Source organism: Gynuella sunshinyii YC6258 (assembly GCF_000940805.1).
GTDB classification, from domain to species: Bacteria; Pseudomonadota; Gammaproteobacteria; order Pseudomonadales; family Natronospirillaceae; genus Gynuella; species Gynuella sunshinyii.
This window is the reverse complement of sequence record NZ_CP007142.1, coordinates 5284440-5303624: the sequence shown is the minus strand read 5'-3', so window position 1 is coordinate 5303624 and position 19185 is coordinate 5284440. Positions and strand designations below refer to the sequence as shown.

The following is a 19185-nucleotide window of genomic DNA, read 5'->3' as shown; positions in this document are numbered from 1 at the left end:
CATCATCGATGGTTCTGTTTAATCTACCCGCCGCATTGAATCTTTAGACCGTCGTTCAAACCGAGCTGAATGGAGTAAATATGAAAAAGCTGAATGTCATGCTGCTGGCAGTGTTGTCTGTCAGTTGTGCAACGCAAAACACAAAAATGGACAGTGATGAGCAGTATCGGAATTTGATTGTGGGTACCTGGAGCTGTCCTATGAGTTCTGTCGAGGATGGTGTGAAGATGGATATGGACATTAAGACGATTTATAAGTCTGACGGTACTTCTCAGGCAAGCGGTACCTTCATAGTCGATTCGCCAATGGCATCTAATGCTGAGTTTCAGTTTACTGCTACCGGCAGCTGGCGAATTGAGCAGCAGTCTGTGTTTGATGTCACCACTTCCATGCATTTCACCAGCAACACTCATCCGGAGATGGCAGAACACTTTAATCGCGCCGATTTAGCGACTCTGAACGAAGAGGAGGAGTCTGAGATTGTGGAGCTGGACAAACGTCATTTTCGTTTTCGCAGTGAAGAAGAAACATACGAATGTATTCGTCTACAGTAATCGACTCCTGTTCCGGTAGCTTTTGATGCTGCCGGAAATGTGTGAACAGATATGGCCAACATCCTGATCCTGTATTCAACCACTGACGGACATACCGCCAAAATATGCCGGCACCTGCAGCAGGTGATCTGCTCATACGGGCATTCTGTCACTGTTAAGGCATTGGCCGAGCAAGCCGGAAACCAGCTGACTGACTTTGATCGCGTCGTTATTGCCGCCAGTATCCGTTATGGTCACCATGCTAAAGAAGTTTATCGTTTTATCCGTGCTCACCGGGATTATCTGAATCAGACTCACAGTGCATTCTGTTCGGTCAATCTGGTGGCACGCAAGCCCGGCAAATGTCAGCCCGAACAAAATCCTTATGTCCGCAAATTCCTGCGGCAGATTTCCTGGCAACCTCATCAGGTAGCAATATTTGCCGGTAAGCTGGATTATCCGCTGTACCGCTTCTGGGATCGACAGATGATCCGTCTCATCATGAAGATGACCGGTGGACCGACCGCACCGGATACGGTGATCGAGTATACCGACTGGGAGGCAGTGACTGAATTTGGCCGGCAGCTGGCCCGGTGATAAATATTGTTTCAGCTTTGGTCATCAGGGTTTTTCACGTAAAATCATCGGCTTCGATAAAATAATAATGCCCTCAATATGAACAGACTGTTTGGTCGACGCCGACAGGAAAAAAAAGCCGCTCAGGCAGAAGGTCCCGGATACAGCCACCTGGATATTGCCAATCGCAACATGCGTGTTGTACTGGAGGCGTTACGCCGGGCCGGCCCTTATTCCCGTCAGGAGTTGTCGGTTTTGACCGGTCTGACCCAGACGGCACTCACCACGATTCTGCGCAAGCTGCAGTCAGCGGGTTACGTCGATGAGCGGCGCCGGCAAAAGCAGGAAGGCGAGCGCTATACGCAAAGTGAATTTCTACTCAATCCCGACGGTGCGCTCACTATTGGCGTCCGGGTACGATCCCATCACAGTGAACTGGTGCTGCTGGATTTATGCGGTCATATCCGGCAACACCAGTATTGTATGGAGTTACCAGCGTTGATCGACGGACTCAAAGAGTTTCGGCAGATGGCAGCGGAGCAGGGCAAGTGTGTTGGGTTGGGCGTGGTGTTTGATGCGGATGTGGCGGTCGACTTTGATCTGATCAGGGATGCTGCCGGCGAGTTACCCTGTTATCAGCGACGCGACATCGGTGCTGCAGTGATGGCCGAGCATCTTTTGGGACATCACAATACCGGTGATGGAGCCGTGCTGGTGGTGATCGATGAGACTGTTCGTGCCGGGTTGCTGGTTGGCGGGCAACCATTTGAGGGCTTTCACGGTCTGGCCGGTCGAATCGGCATGATGCGAACCGGCAGAGACCGGGCGCAGCTCAATGACATCCTGTCGATCCGGACCTTGCAGCCGTTGTTGCCTTCATCTGCCTGGGATCTGTTGAGTACATTGGCCACCACGCAGTTCGACTGGACACCTGAGTTGGAAGCGTGGGCCCGTAACGCGGCGGTGCATCTGCTGGATGCCACCATTGCCATTGCCGGGTTTCTGGCACCGGGGGTGATTCTGATTGGTGGTGATCTGCCGACTCAACTGATTGAACGATTGATACAGGAAATGCGGGCCGAGCAGCAGGATCGAAAAATGTCCACCTGGATGCCGGATATTCGTGCGGCCAGTTTCGTTCATGCCGGAATCGCCGCCGGAGCAGCCGTGCTGCCGTTTCAGGAACGACTGTTGCCTTACGCCGGTTATTGAACCGGCAACTCATATTTAACTGCTGGTCAGCGGTACCCTGGTCAACTGAATGGACTGGGCCGAACTCAGATTAAACGCATGCGCCAGCGGCATGGTGGCGGCACCCAGCGCCGCCGCATCTTCAGACGATACCGCCCGATGCAGAGATGGCAGTTCGGTCCCGTAGTCAGCCAGTGCTTCGTGCAGGTAAACCACCAGTTCATCCATCAGTTTTACCGGAAAGCGGCCGCCAATGACGATGGCTGCCGGATCCACAATCAAACCAATATGTAAAATGGCTTCGGCCAGCTTGAGGCTGATCTGACGCAGCCAGCGGCTGATCAGTTGATTGCCCTGACTGTCCAGTTTCAGAAGGTCCGCCGGCTTGCTGGCCTGTATGCCGTGCCGGGCCAGATGATCGTACAACAGAAACAGAGAAAACTGCTCGCCAAGGGGACGGATCTGACCGGCTGCCGGTCCTTCATCGGTGAGAATCGGCAGCCAGCCAACCTCGCCATTCAGGCCGGTCGTTCCCTGATGCTGACGGCCATTGAGAATCAGTCCGCCGCCGAGACAGGCATTGGCAAGAATATAAAAGAAACTGGAAATCTCCGTGCCCAGGCCGTACTCCAGTTCTCCCATGGCGGCGCAGTTGGCATCGTTGTCGATAAACACCGGGTGGCTGGTCATGGTTTCGAGGGTTTTACGAACCTCAAAATCATTCCACTGGCTGTAACTCGTCGGCCTGCCAATCACCGGAATTTCGCCGAGCCAGTCGGGAATGGCCAGACCGATACCCGCGAGTCGTGCTTCGTCGACGATCCGGCGGCGGCTGAACGAGGAAATGGCATCTTCCATCAGCGCGGAGAATTCGTCGGGTAGTATGAAGCGTTTTTCGTGATGAATTCTGCCACGGACGGTGCCGGTAGCATCCATCGCGATCACGGTCAGATGATCACGATCGATGTTGGCACCTATGGCATAAACCCCTTCGGGGTCAATTTCCAGCTCGATGGCGGGTTGCCCGCGCTGACCTTGTCGGCGCCGGGCTTCCATAACCAGTCCTTCATCAAGCAGGCGGTCAACGATCCGGGTGATCGCCTGCTTGGTAAGACCGGCCTGCTGGGCCAGTTCCGTTCGGGAAATCGGTGCATTGCGATAAATGGCCTGTAACACCACGGCCCTGTTGTGTTCGGCCGCTTGTTCAGCGTTTGATCCGGTCAGATCTGACAACCCATGTTCCTCACATGCAATCAATCAATTTCCCTCAGGATAACAACACTGCTAACCCCTGCAAAGACGGAAACTCTTGATTTCAAAGGGCTTAATGCTGTTTGCAGAGACGTTCATCGGTTCTTCCAGAACGGTGACCGGTCCTTCATTTTTCCAACCCTTGGTGAGCCCCATTTCCAGACTGCCACGACCACCTGCCGGTTCGTAGACCCGCAAAATCAGCCCCTGGCCGTCTTCCGCCGGTTTGAAACCGGACAATGAGACCGGTCCGGACAGTTTGACCGGTTGATACAGACCCATTGCTGCAGGCTGCGACTCGCTGATCAACAGTGGCCGGTTTAATGCCTCTGCTTCTTCTCTGACACCACCGCGATACCACTCATCGTTATGTGGATACAGGGCGTAGGTAAATTGCTGCTCGCCTTCATCCGCCAGCGGGTCCGGATAAATGGGTGAGCGCAGCAGGCTCAGCGCCAGTATGTTGTGGCGAATGCTGTGGCCATACTTGCCGTTATTCAGCAGTGCAACACCAAAACCGGGTTCTGACAGATCGGCAAAGCGATGGGCGGCGGCTTCAAACATGGCGGCGTCCCAGGAGGTATTTTCATGGGTCGGGCGTTTGACCACGCCATAGGCGCATTCACACGTGGCTTCGCGGGCCTTGACGGCTACCGGCGTCAGGGTTTTCAGCAGTATCCGGCGGTCGTGCCAGTCCAGCTCGGTGTGGATGTCCAACCGTTTGCCGTTGGCGGTCAGTGAGTAGGTCTGACAGATGCGGGAATCACGGAACTGGCGGACCAGACGGATGGCCACCCGGTGACTGCCGGATTCCACCACTTGCAGACTGTGCAGATCGGTGATTTCCTCGCCACGGGCAGCAAAATCCTCTTCCACATCCCAGGCATCCCAGTTGCGAGGTTTGTCAGCAGTGTAAGCCCACAGCTGATTGCCTCGGCCGGCCAGTGTCTCACGGCCGCTGGCTTTATGCAGCATGCTGGCCAGGGTGCCATCGGCGTTGAGCAAAATCCGCAGATGGCGGTTTTCCAGATGGGTTTCGCTGACGCTCAGGGATCCGCCTGGTTGCAGCTGATCAGGATCCACCACCGCCACGCTCAGTGGTGGCAGCAGCGTGTCGGTGGACAACGCCGTACCATCGGCCAGTTCCGTTTCCAGCGGACGGCAGTCCAGGGATGGATTGACCACCACCAGATGTTTGCCATGGGCGGCAGGCAGCTGGCCGATCAAGGTTTGCATGGCGTCCTGTTGATATTCATGGGCCTGGCGGATCACCTCGGTCAACTCCTCGACGGCCTGAATATTCACTTCGCGAATTGATGAACCCGGCAGAATGTCGTGGAATTCATTTTTGAGTACATAGCGCCACGAATCCCGCAGCGAGTCAGGAGCATCCGCCCCCAGCATGTGCGCCAGAGAACCGGCGATTTCAGCACTGATCAACGCCTGTTCGGCATCCCGGTGAGCTTTTTTGACCCGGCCCTGAGTGGTCAGTGTGGCACGGTGCAATTCCAGATAGATTTCACCGGCCCAGACTGGCAGAGCAGTCCGCTCAGCAGACTGGTTGGCGCCGGCAAAGAAGTCTTTAACCGTTGCCCAGCGTGCTTTTGGCAGGGTTGGAAAGACTTTGAGTTGTTCTTCCCGGGTAATCATTTCCGGTACCGGGCCGCCGCCGCCATCGCCGTAGCCAACGGTTAACAGGGTTTGTGGATGCTTGTCCTTGCCACGAAAGTTCTTCCAGGTTTCGCGGTGACCATGGGGGTGGACAAAACCGTTGTAGCCCTGCATCGGGTTATCAAAAGTGTGCATCAGCACCCGGCTGCCATCGAGGCCTTCCCACCAGAACAAGTCGGCGGGAAAGCGATTGGTTTCCGACCAGTTCACCTTGATGGTGAAAAAGTTCTTCATTCCACCCTGTTGCAACAGTTGTGGCAGGGCACCGGTGAAGCCAAAGCAGTCGGGCATCCAGCAGGTTTCGTGGCGAATGCCGAACTGCTGTTCGAAGAATTGTTGTCCGTACAGCACCTGACGGGCCAGACTTTCACCTGTAGGCATGTTGGTATCGGGCTCCACCCATAAACCGCCGAGGGTTTCCCATTGGCCGGTTTTGACCCGTTCAGTGATTTTTTCCAGCAGGGCGGGGTCGGTCTGGGAGATTTGCCAGTAATAGTGAGCGGTGGACTGATTGAACCGGAACTCCGGTGACTGTTCCATCAATGACAACGCGGTATGAAAGGTGCGCCGCAGCTTGCGCCGGGTTTCGTCATAGGGCCAGAGCCAGCAGAGGTCGATATGAGCGTGACCGGTCAGGGCAATTTCCCCTTCCGGCGGAAAGCGTTTTTGCAGTTCTGCCAGTCCTTTGAGTAGCTGCTGGTAAACATCGATGACCGTTTGTCGTTGCTGTTCCGACAGCTCACTGGGCTCGCCACGGGTGACCGGCAGTTGCCAGATTTTCTGCTGTAAGGGAGCTTGTGCGGTGCGACTGATGTAGTGCTCGGTGGCAGACGGCCAGTCGAGCTGATAAAAGGCCTTTTCCGCCAGATCCAGCAGATGTGGCACCACATCATGGCCTTTCAGGGTTTCGGCCGCTTCGGCAATCTGTTGCATTAACAGATGCAGTTGCTCCACGGCGGTATCGATCCAGACCAGTTCGGCCCATTCAATTCTTGGCGCTCTGACCGGTTCGCCAAAAGGCAAGCGGGCGGTACATTCGGCGGTAAAGCTGAACTGGCAGGATTTCAGCGGAAAGGAGCGGTGATAAGGGTCGATACCGTAACCGGTGGCAATGCCTTGATCATCGCTGAGCATCACCAGACCTTCACCTCCCAGATTCATCCGCAGGCGGCAGTCTGCCAGCGGCCAGTCTGCCGGTACGGTACCGTTGCCGGTGAAATTGAACACCCCATCGGTACCCGGCCACGGCGTTCCCACAGTTGCGGGCTCACCTTCCAGAGTCAGCTGTGTCAGCGGCTGTTTTTGCCGTTCGGTCCAGTAGACCAGTTCTTCCAGGCGTACCTGATGACGTTCAAGTCGTTGTTGTAAAGTTAAGCTGTGAACCATTTGAAATTTTCCTATTCAGTCAGCCTTTGACCGCGCCGGCGGTCATGGCACCTAAGATAAAGCGTTGCAGGGTCAGGAATGCGACGATGGCCGGTACGACCGAGATCAGACAGGCCGCTGCCAGCAGTTGCATGGATGAATCATTTTGCGAGCCGGCGTAGTTGAAAATGCCGACGGCGATGGGTGTCATGCTTTCTTTGGTGATCAACAGAAAGGGCACCAGAAACTGCGACCAGCCAGTGATGACGGTGATAATAAACGCGGAGGCGATACCCGGTGCCGCAAGTGGCAAAACGATGCGCCAGAAAGCGGTAAAGCGATTACAGCCATCAATCAGGGCGGCTTCGTCCAGACTGACTGGAATACCATCGATAAAACCTTTAAGCAGCCAGGTGACCAGCGGTACCCCGAGGGCAATGTAGACCATGATGGCACCCCAGTGGCTGTCGATCAGATTCAGACTGCTCATGTAGCGATATAGCGGCACCATGATGACCAGTGGTGAAATCATCTGCACGGCCAGCAATAACATCATCCACAAACCCTTGCCGCGCATTTGAAAGCGCGAAAATGCATAGGCGGCCGGGGCGGCGACAATCAGACAGCCCAACGCACCGAGGGTGGACAGCTTGAGGCCGTTCCACAGATAGGTGGGGAACTGATTTGATGACAGCACGGCAATAAAGTTATCGAGGGTCGGGTGCTTGGGAATAAACCGGGCGGCGCCGAGGTAGATTTCCTTGCGACCTCTCAGTGCCAGCGACAGCAGCCACATCAGCGGGCCACCAAAAAACACCAGCGAGCCGAGAATAAACAGATAGCTGAAGGCATCACCGATGCGAGCCTGAACACGTCCACTCATCATGATTGATCCTCCTTCGGAATAAAGCCTGCGTACACCACTGCCAGTGCCATTGAGATCAGCAGCATGACGATAGACAACACGCTGCCACCGGCCAGATCGTAATTCCGGAACACGACGTTGAAGGTGTACAGCGACAGCACTTCGGTGGCGCGACCGGGGCCACCACCCGTCAGCGAGATAACGGCATCAAAGGTGTTCAGAGTCTGAATGGTGATCAGAATCATGTTGACCAGAATGGCGGTGCGCAGTTGCGGCAGGGTGATGAAAAAGAACCGTTGCGCCGGACTGGCACCATCCACTTCGGCTGCTTCGTAGAGTACCGGATCGATGGATTTCATCGCCGCGTACATCACCACCATGGAAAAGGCCGTTCCGCGCCAGACGTTTGAAACAATCACTGACCACATGGCGATATGGGGATCAGAAAGCCATTGCACCGGGCCCACACCAATCATTCTCAACATGCTGTTGAAACCACCGAACGGCGCTTCGCTGAACAGCATTTTCCAGATGATGCCGCCGGCGATTCCGGGGACCACCCAGGCGACCAGGGCGGTGGTGCGCAACAGTGTCGTGCCGCGCAGGCGTCTTTTCTCACCCCGTACGATAACGCCGGCCATGGTCAGGCCGAGGGCCTGCTGCCCGATCACGCTGGCGGCGGTGAACCAGAATGTGACGCCGAGAACCGGCAGAATATCCGGGCGGGTCAGGGTCTGGACGATACTCTCAAGGGTGTAATGGTCGCTGTCACTGAGCAACGTGGCGTCGGTGAAGGCGAAGCGAAAAACGTCAAATACCGGGTATAAATAAAATAAAGCCAGAACGATGATGACAGGCAGCACCCAGGGCAGGGTTTTGGGCCGGGCATGGGTACGGGAGCTGCGTGCCGTCGTCTGCGTCCTGCTGGAAAGCGCATGGCTGGACATATGATTTTCCTTATAACGATAAAAAAGGCCCCACCAGCCGGTGCATACCGGCTGATGAAGACCAAGGAGCACTACAGTCGTTCGTACGCGTTCATGGTGGCCTTGAATGCAGCGTCCAGGGCCTGTTCAGGTGTTTTGGTGCCGGTCAGAACATCTCCCATCATGATTTGAATCTGATTGGATATTTCCGGATAAATCGGTGCACCCGGGCGTGCTCTGCCATATTGCAGAGCCTGGGCAAAGGCTTTGTTGGCCGGGGTTTTAAAGACATCATATTTGTCGTACAGGTCTGCGCGGGTCGGCAGTTGCTGTTGCAGGGCGTTGGCTGGCCCCATGTAAATATCCCGGATCAGATTGGCGCACATTTTTACTTTGGCCGGATCATCAGAGAAGGAGGCCACGGTCCAGCCGCCGGTACCGGTTGAGCGCTGGTCTGCTGTAGGTCCAGGCAGCATGGAGAAGGTCCAGTTGGCGAAATCTTCCGGCTCCAGCGTGCTTGCCAGTTGGGCCAGCTGCCAGTTACCACCCACAAACAGAGCGGTAGTGCCAGCGGCTGCCGCGGCGTTGAAATCATCATAGTTGCCGATGTTGGCAACCCGTTTGGGAGCCGCGCCAGAGGTCACCAGATCACGGTAGTAGTTGACGGCTTTCAGGAATTTGGTGCGATTATCCCCGGTTCCAAACACTGGTTTGCCGGTGCTGTCCACCAGATCGCCGCCCTGGGCCCAGAAGTTGTTCAACCAGTCAAAGGTTGTACCTTCGTAACGGCCACCATTGAACAGAATGCCTTCCATGCCTTTTTTCTTGCTGGCCAGGGCCGCGGCTTTCAGCTGCTCCCAGGTTTCCGGAGCGTCAGGCACGATTTTTTTGTTGCGATACAGAACGCGCAGATCGGTGCTCCACCACCAGGCGTAGATGTTGCCATCGTTGCCGGTAACGCCGTTGCGGACGAATGGGAATAACTGATCGATCTCAGCCTGAGAAAAATACGGTGACAGGGATTTGAGTACCCCGGCTTCTTTGAACAACGGCAGTACGAATGAATCGACCGCAGCGCAGTGCGGAGCCCGGCCGGCTTTCGCCTGTTCCAGCATGCGGGCCTGTTCCTGGCCGATATCGCCGGACATCATTTGCAGTTCAACCTGCCAGTCAGGATGTTTGCGGATGAACTCGCCAAACAGTTTTTTATAGCCGGCGGCGTAGGTGGGATCGTTGCTGCCAGGTCCGTCACCGGTCATTCGGAAAACCATTTTGTTGGCGGCATTTGGCAGTCCAACCCGGTCTTTACTCACCAGATCAGCAGCTTGCAGATAGCCTGCAGAACAGAGCACGGTGGTCGCGGTCAAAAGTGTGGCTAACCTCTTTATCATTGTTATTTTCCTCGCGGGTGTTGGTGAAACTCATATCCATCAGCAGCGTTGATTTATTGTTGTTGAAACGAGCCGAGGCGATGATTAATAGATTAAATCACTTTGATTCGATGTCAATATGAAAATTGGAAAGTTCTGTGTGTTTACAAAATGAGCAGCTCATCAGAGGGTGAATGTTTTTGGCCGGGGCGGCGCAGGAAGGCGGGTTTCAGGGAGTATGAGGGGTGGGGAAGGGCAAAATATAATCGCGTGAGGGCGTTGTGTCTGATGTTGGCCCACCTGTGAAGGCGGGCCAGTATTGGTGTTACAGGTATGGCTCAATTTTCTGGGCGTAAACCGTATAACCGGCGGTTCCAAGATCGGAGTCCTGAGTCTGCACCTGTACCATGCCCGATACCCAGACCGGATCAAAGGTGTTGCCCAACTTGAACGCTTCCTGGGTGTCCACGAAGATGATCTGGTTGGATGGCGGTGGTGGGGTATGAATGCACGCTCCGTAATAGGGGACCAGCAGGAAGGTACGGATTTTATCCTCAGTCATATCCAGCGGTACCACGAAACCGGGAATTTTGATCATATCGCCATCGAGTTCTTTCACCACGGGTGCGTTTTTAGAGGCATCCTGCAGTTCCTGATACAGTTTCCGGGCATCGCTGCTTTCGTCCGACAGTTTGTTGATGTCGTATTTCTGCAGGATCTTGTTTTCCAGTGCAGACAGATCGAAATCAGCCGGAATCAGATCATCCCAGCTGACTTCCCTGAAACCCTTGCGACCAGGTTTAATCACCTGTTGCGGGGCAGGTTCATAGTTGCTTTCCTCATCACTGAGCCCACCGGTGTTTTCGCCGGCAGCCCAGGCAGGAAACACCAAAAGCATGGTAAAAATCATAAGCAGGATTTTCATCTGCAAAATCTCCAGTCGTTAAGTTCGGGTGGTCAGGCCATCGGTCAGCGATTGCCGGTAAGCCCGGTATCCTGGAATGAGTCCCAGTAACACCGCTGTGGTTGCGAAGACAGCCAATGCTATCAACATATTGTTTGCCGGTATGCCGATTGTCAGTCCGATACCGTAACTGTTCTGTATATAAATGCTGGCTATCGCAATCAGCAGCCAGTGCAGCAGCAGGCCAAAAATGAGACCGGCTATGCCATAAAATCCGGATTCCACCATCAGCAACCATAAAATGGTCCGTCGTCTGGCCCCCAATGCACGGAAAATGGCTATCTCCCGGCGGCGTTCATTCAGGCTTGACAGAATAACCGTCAGCATGCCCATTAAACCAGTGATGACAACCATGATGGAAACCGCAATCAAGGCGTTTTCGGCAATACCGATCAATTGCCAGAGTTCCTGCAATGCAGCTCCCGGAATCACTGCCATCAGAGGTTCTGCCCGATAATCGTTAATGGCGCGCTGATAGGCGAAGGTCTTCAGTCGTGACTTCATACCCACCAGAAACGCGGTGATGGTGTCGGGTGTCAGATCCAGAGTTTTGGCTTTGTCCGCACTGATGTGCAGCCCGGGGATTTTTGCGCCGGCCTGCCAGTCAACATGAATCGCCGTCATGCCTTCAAGGGGAATATGCAGGGTGCGATCCACTGGTGTTCCGGTAGGTGCCAGAATACCGCTGACGGTAAATGGTTTGTCTTTGTGCTGACTGAATGACGCACTGCCGGTCCCGTGAGAAATGATGACCTCATCGCCGATGTGATAATTGAGCTTGTGGGCCACTTCGGCACCGAGCACCACCTGGTAAATGTCGTTAAACCATTTTCCCTGGGCAACCTTCAAAGCTTGTTTGTTGCCATACTGATAATGTTTGAGATAGTCGTCATTGGTACCCAGTACCCGAAAACCTTTGTGAGAGTCTCCCAGCGAAATGGGAATGGTCCAGGCAATATCTTTTTGATGCGCCAGCTCCTGGTAACTTTGCCAACTGATATTGTTAGTGGCATTACCGATTCGGAACACCGAATACAATAACAGATTCAGGCTGCCGGTCCGGGCACCGACCAGCAGGTCTGTGCCGGACAGAGTGTTGGAAAAACTTGCTCTGGTATCGGTACGGATACGATCGACTGTCAACACCATGCAGACACTCAGCGCCATCATGAATAACGTGAGTATGGCGGTGGATTTTCGATTCCTGAGACTTTGCCAGGCCAGTGCCATCCAGTTCATATAGCCTCCTCCTGTGAGTCACCGGGCAATTCATAGATGTGTTCCAGGAATTGCGACAAATGCCGGTCGTGGCTGACAAAAATCAGCGAGCTGTGGATGTTGCGACATTGAGAGGTGAGGACATCCATGAAGTTGTCGACGTTGTCCTGATCCAGTGCCGAAGTGGGTTCGTCAGCGATGATGATTTCCGGTTCGCCGATCAGAGCACGTGCTGCTGCAACCCGTTGTTGCTGACCCACACTCAGGTTGGAAATTTTCTGCTCAAACAGACGGGTCGGAATATTGAGCAGGCTCAGCCATGTCCGGGCACTCTCTTCAATCGTGTTGTGTTGTTGTTGGGCCCGGGTGCGGCGATGCGCAGAAATGCGACAGGGCAACAGGACATTATCGAGTACGCTGAGGTAAGGCAGCAGATTGAACTGCTGGAAAATGTAACCGATGTGATCGGAACGAAACTGATCCCGGTGTTTGTCATTCCAGGATGAAAATGGTTGCTCCAGTAACTGAATGTTTCCGCTGGGTAACCGCAGCACTCCACTCATCAGGTTCAATAAGGTGCTTTTGCCACTGCCGCTTGGGCCGCGAATAAATAACGACTCCCCACGGTTGAGGGTGAGTGTTGGAATGCTCAGGATGGTTTTGCCCGGTTGCCATCCAAATTCCAACTGATCGATTTTCAAGGCAGTTTGTACAGTCATGATCATCAGTCCAGGGGCCAGTAGCGGCCCCGGTTGCGTGAGTGTCAGAATTTGAATGTATGTTTTTCAGGTGACAGTTCGATAGCGCCCTGGCCGGAGTCGGTCAGGTATTCGACATCCAGATCTTTCAGGTTGTCGAACGCATCAAATATGGTCAGTGTGAGGGTCTTGGCTTCCAGGGGCTGGGCACAACTGAAATGCCAGGCCACGTTCAAATCACTGTGACCACCATGCTCTTCCGCTTCGTCGCCGTCATGGTCTTCATCGTCACCCTGTTCATGTTGTTCGGTTTCGACACTGGCTTCCTGCAATGTGCATTGTGCATCTTTGGGAAACAGGAACAATTCTTCACCCTGTTTCAGTAAGGCATTGGCGTTGGCCACCAGTTCTTTCTGCTGTGAGTTTTCCGGTTGGTGTTCAAAACCATAAATATTGAACGCCGGGGTATCCAGAGAGAGCTGAAAGTCTTTTCCATCCTGAGCCAGCATTAATTTAGCGGCTCCGTGTTCATGGGCGCCATGCTGGCGATGTTCATCTGCGGCCAATGCATAAACACTGTTGGCAAGGGCAACGGTCAGTATCAATACTTTTTTCATGGGAATCACCTGTCTGCTAAATAACAAAAAATACAGTGCCGGTAAGGCATCTGCTGTTTGAAGAATGCGCAAATAATGGTTCAGACGGTGATGACGGGAGGTGCGCGAATGGTACTCTGGCGGGTGCCGGTAATGGCGGTTTTCGGTGTGGCCGAAAAGGACAGCACCGATTGCTTCAGCGCCACACTGTTGATTCCGGATGGCACAAACAATAATGCTCCGCCCTGAGTCAGCTGGCACAGATCGCACTTGTCCGCAGTGTGGGCTTTATCATGAAAATCCAGCAGGTGACTGAGCTCGTGCATAGGCATAGCAATGCTGTAGGGCATTACAATTCCCAGCAACAGGATCAGCAGCATACATCTGGAATAACGCTTCATAACAACATTTCTGAGGACAGGAGAATTAATGTTACTTTGTAACATTTGCAATGACCAGACCCCTTTCTGAATCATTTAAAAAAAATTACCAATCCAGCGAAAAAAAATGTTGCGTACAGGTTTTTTTTTCCTAAACTTCGCATGCTTCTTGTTGATAGCCAATCCGAGTACATCGCCGCTTCCCAAAAGGCGACAAGGCAATGAGCAACTATCCAAGAGTGAATTGACTGCTTTAGAGAGCTTTCGATGCCGCTCGAAGTGTACCGTTGACATCATTGCCAAGAGGGTTGTGCTCATGACCATCTCTATTTTTGACGCGTCTCATGAAAATGCGTCTATTAATCTATCTGACCTTTCTGAAGTGGAATTGATCGAGTTACTGGTCAAACGCCATGGTGCTCCGTTGATGATTCTGGACTGCGATATTATTCGCAGACAGTACCGTGAACTTCAGAATGCCTTACCGGATGTCACCTTGCATTATGCGTTGAAACCGTTGCCGCATCCTGCTGTGGTCAAAACGCTGCTGGACGAAGGTGCCAGTTTTGATCTGGCTACCAGTGGCGAAGTGGAGCTGGTGCGCGAATGTGGTGTGCCGGCAGAAGCCACCATTCATACCCACCCGATTAAGCGGGATCGTGATATTCGCGATGCGTTGGAGTATGGCTGTAATGTATTCGTGGTCGACAGTCTCAACGAGCTGGAAAAATTCCGTGCCTATAAAGATGAGGCGGAAATTCTGATTCGCCTGAGTTTCCGCAATGCTGACGCGGTTGCTGATTTGTCGAAGAAATTCGGTTGTAATCCGGCGACGGCCATTGAGCTGATCAAACAGGCGTTTGATTGGGGTATCCGGATCAAAGGTTTGTCTTTCCATGTTGGTTCACAAACTACAGACCCACAGAAATATGTTCATGCCATTGAAAGTTGCCATGCTGTCTTTGAACAGGTGATCGAGCTGGGTCTGCCGGTATTGAGTATGCTGGATATTGGCGGTGGCTTTCCGGTCAGCTATATGGAAGATGTCACGCCGATCCGTGATTTCTGTAATCCAATCCGACGGGCTTTGGCAGCGTTTCCTGAAACTGTCCGGATTATTGCTGAACCGGGTCGTTTTATCTGTGCGCCTGCGGTGACTTCCGTGGCATCCGTAATGGGACAGGCAGAACGCGAAGGCAAAATCTGGTATTACCTGGATGATGGTATTTATGGTTCTTTCAGTGGCATCATGTTTGATCATGGTCAGTACCCGGTGGATGCCATGTACTGGGATGGAGAACGTCAGCCGTCTGTACTGGCCGGACCGACCTGCGACAGTATCGATGTCATTGCAGAAGATATCATGTTACCTAAACTGGCCAATGGTGATTTGATCATCGGCCGGATGATGGGAGCATACACGTCTGCAACCGCCACCGACTTTAATTTCTTCAAGCGGGCGGAGATTGTCGTGCTGAACGAGTATTCAGCTGAACAATATGCCGAACCGCTTATCGCCGGTTAATGTTTGAGCAGATATTGCTCTGAAATCGGATGATAGTTACTGGCCGCTTCCACTAGTGTGTGGGCGGTCAGGGACGGTACACCATAGACGTTAAAGTCCTTGTTGAAACGTTCCCGGACATAATTGGCCAGTAATTGAAAATCACCATCACCTGATGCCAGGATGATGGTGTCCACCTGATCAGCAAAATCAATGATGTCGATCGTAATGCCGACATCCCAGTCTGCTTTGGTGCTGCCGTCGCGGCGCTGAATATATGGTCGCAGTTTCACCTCAAAACCGATATTACGCAGGATGCTCTGAAACGCGATTTGTTTCGGGCAGTTTCGGTCGCTGGCATAGGCCACGGCTTTGACAATAACGCCCTGACTTGAAATATCAGACCAGAATTTATGATAGTCAAAATGACAATGGTAGGTATGTTTGACGGTGTAATAGATATTCTGCACATCTACAAACACAGCAATACGGTTATTCGTCTTATTATTATTCACTCGTGATTCCCGTGGCTTGGTTGTATCCGGTTCTGTTGTTCATCAATGACTCTGACATTCTGTTCATGCTGAAACGATACTGTCTCTTTTGTTCGATTAACAGCCCGGCTTTATGAAAACTTGACCCGTTTCCTGTTTGCCTCTAACGTCAGCGTGTTCAGTAACTATAATTGACTATAGCTGATGTATGAAAACAAACAGTCTTTTGTTCGTTCTTCTTTTTTTGGTTTCAACAGTAACATACTCTTCCCAGGCACTAAAGCTGACCGGCAGTGAGTGGTGGGGGAAATCGGATAGTTCGAAGTGGCAGCCTGGTCCTCAGCTCGATTTTGAAGCAGAGGCACTGCTCAACAACTATGAGTTCAGTCATGACGATGTGAATGGTCATACTCAGTTTGGCTGGTTGATGCCGGTTTCTGTGTCTTACACCAATGAAGAAGGTGCGCGGATGCGTGTTGGTGTACTGGTCACTCAGCAATATGGTGATATCGACAACGAGCAGAGCTTCCTGGGCAGTTACCAGATTCCTTTCCAACAGCATCAGCAACTGTTGAGTTTTGGTACTTTGGCGTCCGGACATTCTGTTCATCCGGCGCTGCTCGATGTGAATGATAATCTGGATGGCCGTCTTGATCAGGGGATGGAGTGGCAGACCGATTATTCGTGGTTAACATCCGATCTATGGATTGACTGGCAGTCAATATTGGAACAGGAGCGCTCCGAGCAATTTGAAATTGGTTGGACGTCAACCTGGAAATTCAGTCGGCTGCGTTTGCATGCTGATGTAATTGCCAATCATGTCGGTGGTGAAGGCGACCGGCAATATACTCAGATTCGTAATTATGGCAGTGTCGTTGGTGCCGGTGTCTGTCTTGATGCTTCGGGGGAGTGTCACTATGAGTTTGGCGCTTTAGCGATTAATTCTGTTTACAGTCGTGATGAAGCAAAAGATGTCAGTTCCAACGGAGTGGAAGTCTTTATGCAACAACACGGACGCATTGCAGAAAACTGGCAAAGCAGTCTTCGCGGTCGTGCCTACATTGGCGACCCGGTGGTGACCTTAAATGGTTATGCGGGTTATCAAATGGGGGATTTCGTCGCCGCGGATCTGTGGTTTTTGTACACCGGTTTCCAGGATGTGCAGCTGGAACTGGGAACCAGCCTGCAATCGACCGATGAAGGTTTGCAGACCACCCAGACGATCAGTCTGAACTGGCAATTCAAACATCCTTTTTAATCTTGAGCAGCGCCGTTGACCGGGCAAAAATATTGATTGACAAAGCTCTCAGGTGATCATACAAGGACGCGTTATTCTATTGGAGCAACTCCTCAATGAGCCCTGTCAGGCAACTCTTTTCTGATAATTTTAACAGTGATGATGCCGTTTTTCGCCAGATAGCAGATGGCCTGACCCGTCAAGGCTATTGTGTTATTCCGGGTGCTTTGCCAGAGGACATAAGCGATGCCTTGCTATCTGAGATCATCACTGATGGAACCGGGCACTTTAAAGCCGCCGGTGTTGGGCGTCAGGATGATTATCTTCAGAGCCATTTTATTCGCCGGGACAATATACACTGGATTGATGGACGTACTGCAGCTGAACAGCTTTGGTTACAGTGGACGCAGAAATTGCAGACGTTTTTGAATCGCGAGCTGTTCCTGGGGTTATTTTCGTTCGAAACCCACTGGGCACATTATCAACCAGGTTCATTTTATAAGAAGCACTGTGACGCATTCCGTGGTGAGGCTAACCGGATTGTGACCGTGATTGGTTATTTGAATCCCGGCTGGACGGTTGAAGATGGTGGCGATTTGGTCATCTATCGTGAGGACAGCGACGACATTCTTACGAAAGTGATGCCGGCTTTCGGTACTCTGGTGGTTTTTATGAGTGAGGAATTCCCCCATGAAGTTCAAATTGCTCACAAACACCGCTATAGCGTAACCGGTTGGTTCCGTTTGAACAGTTCTACCGAATACAAGGTGGATCCTCCCAAATAACAGACAAGAGTGATTGCTAAGAGTCTCAGGCAAAAAAGATACTCTGTTGCTAATGGGGCTGGGGCAGATAATTTCTGTTTTCAGGCTGCGCAAGGCCCAGGAGTGACACGAACGCGATCACATTGCATGTTCCGTTTCGTGCCACATGAGGTTTCTGAAAGTCAGGCCATCAACCTGCGCAGTGTTAATGCATCAGTGTAATTTCAACCTGGGGCGAATAACTTTATTGATTTTTTCGGACAGTGTCATAAGTATCATTTTTGTCCAGCCATGTAGCGCCAGCTGATGCATTCGATACAATGAAACATACGCCATGCGTGCGAGCTTGCCTTCGATATTCATACTGCCCCGGGTCAGGTTACCCATCAGGTTACCAATGGCGGTATAACGGCTGAGAGACACTAGCGATCCATGATCCTGGTATTTAAAGTCCTTCTGCGGTTTGCCTGCCAGCGAAAGCAGAATATTGTGATACACCAGACTGGCCATCTGATGCGCTGATTGGGCGCGCGGAGGTACCCAGCGTTTTTCGTCTATCTGGCGTCCGGCGCAATCACCGATCACATAAATACTTTCATCCTGCGCCGGTTGCAAATGAGTATTGACGACGATCTGGTTGATACGGTTGGTTTCCAGGCCGCCAAAATCCTTCAGGAAATCCGGCGCTTTGACACCTGCGGCCCAGACGATCAAATCAGCTTCTATGATCTTTCCATCGGCAGTATGCAGTTTACCGGCTTCTGCCCGTGATACCTGGGTATTGGTCCGAATGTCGAGTCCGAGTTCCAGTAATTCCTGGTGGACTGACCCCGCAATGCGCTCACTGAGTGCAGGCAGCAGGCGCGGACCGGCCTCGACCAGAGTGACCTTAAGGTGCTCAGAGGTCACATTTTTTAGTCCATACAGAGAGAACCAGTGGCGGGCGTTGAACAGTTCGGCAGATAGTTCGACTCCAGTAGCACCGCCACCGACAATAGCCACTGACAGTGAGGTATCGGGCTCTTGCTCCAGGCGTCTGTTGATACGGATAAACTGATTCACCAGTTTGTGCTGAAACCGGATGGCCTGTTTCGGGCTGTCCAGAAAGATCGCATGCTCACGAATTCCCTGTACACCAAAATCATTTGAAATGCTGCCAATGGCCAGTACCAGTATGTCGTAGCTTTCTTTGCGCTCCGGCAGGATTTCCTCGCCTTCATCATCGACTACCGGTTGCAGATGAATGTATTTTTCTTCCCGGTTAATACCAGACAGAGTACCGATTTTAAAACGAAAGCCGTGATTATGTGCATGAGCACGATAGCTGACAGCGTCGATTTCGGAATCCATAGTGCCGGAAGCCACTTCATGCAATAACGGCTTCCAGAGGTGAGTTTGATTCTTGTCGATTAACAAGATATCTGCTGTTTGCTTTTTACCGAGTTTGTTTCCAAGTTTAGTTGCCAGCTCCAGTCCGCCGGCTCCTCCTCCAACAACCACAATTTTCATAATGAATTACCCGCATTTTCCAAGAATTATTCCAATGTCATCACATTGGAATAATCCCTGACCAAAACTTGAG

18 protein-coding genes are annotated in these 19185 nt (G+C 52.3%); 6 read left to right on the top strand and 12 right to left on the bottom strand.

The window, feature by feature from the left end; genetic code table 11:
* The first annotated feature begins 80 nt into the window (after positions 1–80).
* From YC6258_RS22240 to YC6258_RS22230, 3 genes are all read left to right on the top strand, one after another.
* The gene (locus tag YC6258_RS22240) at positions 81–554 is read left to right on the top strand and encodes a hypothetical protein (RefSeq protein ID WP_044618860.1); all 474 of its coding nucleotides are present in this window, start codon (positions 81–83) and stop codon (positions 552–554) included.
* 51 nt (positions 555–605) lie between these two features.
* A complete protein-coding gene (gene hemG / locus YC6258_RS22235) occupies positions 606–1130 on the top strand; it encodes a menaquinone-dependent protoporphyrinogen IX dehydrogenase (RefSeq protein ID WP_044618859.1) in 525 nt (174 codons plus the stop codon).
* Positions 1131–1208: 78 nt separating this feature from the next.
* A complete protein-coding gene (locus YC6258_RS22230; protein WP_044618858.1) occupies positions 1209–2321 on the top strand; it encodes an ROK family transcriptional regulator in 1113 nt (370 codons plus the stop codon).
* 15 nt (positions 2322–2336) lie between these two features.
* Here YC6258_RS22230 and YC6258_RS22225 read toward each other — a convergent pair whose 3' ends face one another.
* The 10 genes from YC6258_RS22225 to YC6258_RS22180 form a co-directional block, all read right to left on the bottom strand.
* Positions 2337–3533 (bottom strand): ROK family transcriptional regulator, encoded by a 1197-nt coding sequence (locus YC6258_RS22225; RefSeq protein WP_211264574.1) that lies wholly within the window; start codon positions 3531–3533, stop codon positions 2337–2339.
* Between the two features lie 51 nt (positions 3534–3584).
* A complete protein-coding gene (locus YC6258_RS22220) occupies positions 3585–6608 on the bottom strand; it encodes an alpha-mannosidase (RefSeq protein WP_044618856.1) in 3024 nt (1007 codons plus the stop codon).
* 19 nt (positions 6609–6627) lie between these two features.
* Positions 6628–7473, bottom strand: coding sequence for a carbohydrate ABC transporter permease (locus YC6258_RS22215; protein WP_211264573.1), 846 nt, complete (start codon positions 7471–7473; stop codon positions 6628–6630).
* A complete protein-coding gene (locus YC6258_RS22210) occupies positions 7470–8399 on the bottom strand; it encodes a carbohydrate ABC transporter permease (RefSeq protein WP_082070848.1) in 930 nt (309 codons plus the stop codon). The genes YC6258_RS22215 and YC6258_RS22210 overlap by 4 nt, the downstream gene beginning before the upstream one ends.
* A 71-nt stretch (positions 8400–8470) precedes the next feature.
* Complete coding sequence (locus tag YC6258_RS22205) at positions 8471–9769, bottom strand: type 2 periplasmic-binding domain-containing protein (protein ID WP_044618855.1); 1299 nt, start codon at positions 9767–9769, stop codon at positions 8471–8473.
* A gap of 304 nt (positions 9770–10073) precedes the next feature.
* A complete protein-coding gene (locus YC6258_RS22200) occupies positions 10074–10673 on the bottom strand; it encodes a DUF3299 domain-containing protein (RefSeq protein WP_044618854.1) in 600 nt (199 codons plus the stop codon).
* Between the two features lie 18 nt (positions 10674–10691).
* Positions 10692–11951 (bottom strand): ABC transporter permease, encoded by a 1260-nt coding sequence (locus YC6258_RS22195; protein ID WP_044618853.1) that lies wholly within the window; start codon positions 11949–11951, stop codon positions 10692–10694.
* Positions 11948–12649 carry an ABC transporter ATP-binding protein gene (locus tag YC6258_RS22190; RefSeq protein ID WP_044618852.1) on the bottom strand — a complete coding sequence of 234 codons (702 nt, stop codon included), beginning with the start codon at positions 12647–12649 and terminating at the stop codon, positions 11948–11950. The genes YC6258_RS22195 and YC6258_RS22190 overlap by 4 nt, the downstream gene beginning before the upstream one ends.
* Positions 12650–12693: 44 nt before the next feature.
* Entirely contained in the window at positions 12694–13245 is a 552-nt protein-coding gene (locus tag YC6258_RS22185; RefSeq protein ID WP_044618851.1) for a DUF2796 domain-containing protein, read from the bottom strand.
* A gap of 80 nt (positions 13246–13325) precedes the next feature.
* Complete coding sequence (locus YC6258_RS22180; RefSeq protein ID WP_144407714.1) at positions 13326–13625, bottom strand: hypothetical protein; 300 nt, start codon at positions 13623–13625, stop codon at positions 13326–13328.
* 295 nt (positions 13626–13920) lie between these two features.
* Here YC6258_RS22180 and YC6258_RS22170 point away from each other — a divergent pair, with 295 nt between their 5' ends.
* Positions 13921–15129 carry a type III PLP-dependent enzyme gene (locus tag YC6258_RS22170; protein ID WP_082070847.1) on the top strand — a complete coding sequence of 403 codons (1209 nt, stop codon included), beginning with the start codon at positions 13921–13923 and terminating at the stop codon, positions 15127–15129.
* On the opposite strand, the gene YC6258_RS22165 is transcribed toward YC6258_RS22170, so the two are convergent.
* The gene (locus tag YC6258_RS22165; protein WP_044618848.1) at positions 15126–15623 is read right to left on the bottom strand and encodes a LabA-like NYN domain-containing protein; all 498 of its coding nucleotides are present in this window, start codon (positions 15621–15623) and stop codon (positions 15126–15128) included. The genes YC6258_RS22170 and YC6258_RS22165 overlap by 4 nt on opposite strands.
* 223 nt (positions 15624–15846) lie before the next feature.
* Here YC6258_RS22165 and YC6258_RS22160 point away from each other — a divergent pair, with 223 nt between their 5' ends.
* Both YC6258_RS22160 and YC6258_RS22155 read left to right on the top strand, forming a co-directional pair.
* Complete coding sequence (locus YC6258_RS22160; protein WP_144407713.1) at positions 15847–16860, top strand: hypothetical protein; 1014 nt, start codon at positions 15847–15849, stop codon at positions 16858–16860.
* A 95-nt stretch (positions 16861–16955) separates the two neighbouring features.
* On the top strand, positions 16956–17624 hold the full coding sequence (locus YC6258_RS22155) for a 2OG-Fe(II) oxygenase (protein WP_044618846.1): 669 nt from the start codon (positions 16956–16958) through the stop codon (positions 17622–17624).
* Between the two features lie 192 nt (positions 17625–17816).
* Here YC6258_RS22155 and YC6258_RS22150 read toward each other — a convergent pair whose 3' ends face one another.
* Positions 17817–19112, bottom strand: coding sequence for an NAD(P)/FAD-dependent oxidoreductase (locus YC6258_RS22150; protein ID WP_044618845.1), 1296 nt, complete (start codon positions 19110–19112; stop codon positions 17817–17819).
* Positions 19113–19185: the final 73 nt, after the last annotated feature.

Coding starts and splice junctions, on each gene's coding strand:
- YC6258_RS22240 (WP_044618860.1), top strand. CDS start 81: ATGAAAAAGCTGAATGTCATGCTGCTGGCAGTGTTGTCTGTCAGTTGT.
- hemG (WP_044618859.1), top strand. CDS start 606: ATGGCCAACATCCTGATCCTGTATTCAACCACTGACGGACATACCGCC.
- YC6258_RS22230 (WP_044618858.1), top strand. CDS start 1,209: ATGAACAGACTGTTTGGTCGACGCCGACAGGAAAAAAAAGCCGCTCAG.
- YC6258_RS22220 (WP_044618856.1), bottom strand. CDS start 6,608: ATGGTTCACAGCTTAACTTTACAACAACGACTTGAACGTCATCAGGTA.
- YC6258_RS22215 (WP_211264573.1), bottom strand. CDS start 7,473: ATGATGAGTGGACGTGTTCAGGCTCGCATCGGTGATGCCTTCAGCTAT.
- YC6258_RS22210 (WP_082070848.1), bottom strand. CDS start 8,399: ATGTCCAGCCATGCGCTTTCCAGCAGGACGCAGACGACGGCACGCAGC.
- YC6258_RS22205 (WP_044618855.1), bottom strand. CDS start 9,769: ATGATAAAGAGGTTAGCCACACTTTTGACCGCGACCACCGTGCTCTGT.
- YC6258_RS22200 (WP_044618854.1), bottom strand. CDS start 10,673: ATGAAAATCCTGCTTATGATTTTTACCATGCTTTTGGTGTTTCCTGCC.
- YC6258_RS22195 (WP_044618853.1), bottom strand. CDS start 11,951: ATGAACTGGATGGCACTGGCCTGGCAAAGTCTCAGGAATCGAAAATCC.
- YC6258_RS22190 (WP_044618852.1), bottom strand. CDS start 12,649: ATGACTGTACAAACTGCCTTGAAAATCGATCAGTTGGAATTTGGATGG.
- YC6258_RS22185 (WP_044618851.1), bottom strand. CDS start 13,245: ATGAAAAAAGTATTGATACTGACCGTTGCCCTTGCCAACAGTGTTTAT.
- YC6258_RS22180 (WP_144407714.1), bottom strand. CDS start 13,625: ATGAAGCGTTATTCCAGATGTATGCTGCTGATCCTGTTGCTGGGAATT.
- YC6258_RS22170 (WP_082070847.1), top strand. CDS start 13,921: ATGACCATCTCTATTTTTGACGCGTCTCATGAAAATGCGTCTATTAAT.
- YC6258_RS22155 (WP_044618846.1), top strand. CDS start 16,956: ATGAGCCCTGTCAGGCAACTCTTTTCTGATAATTTTAACAGTGATGAT.
- YC6258_RS22150 (WP_044618845.1), bottom strand. CDS start 19,112: ATGAAAATTGTGGTTGTTGGAGGAGGAGCCGGCGGACTGGAGCTGGCA.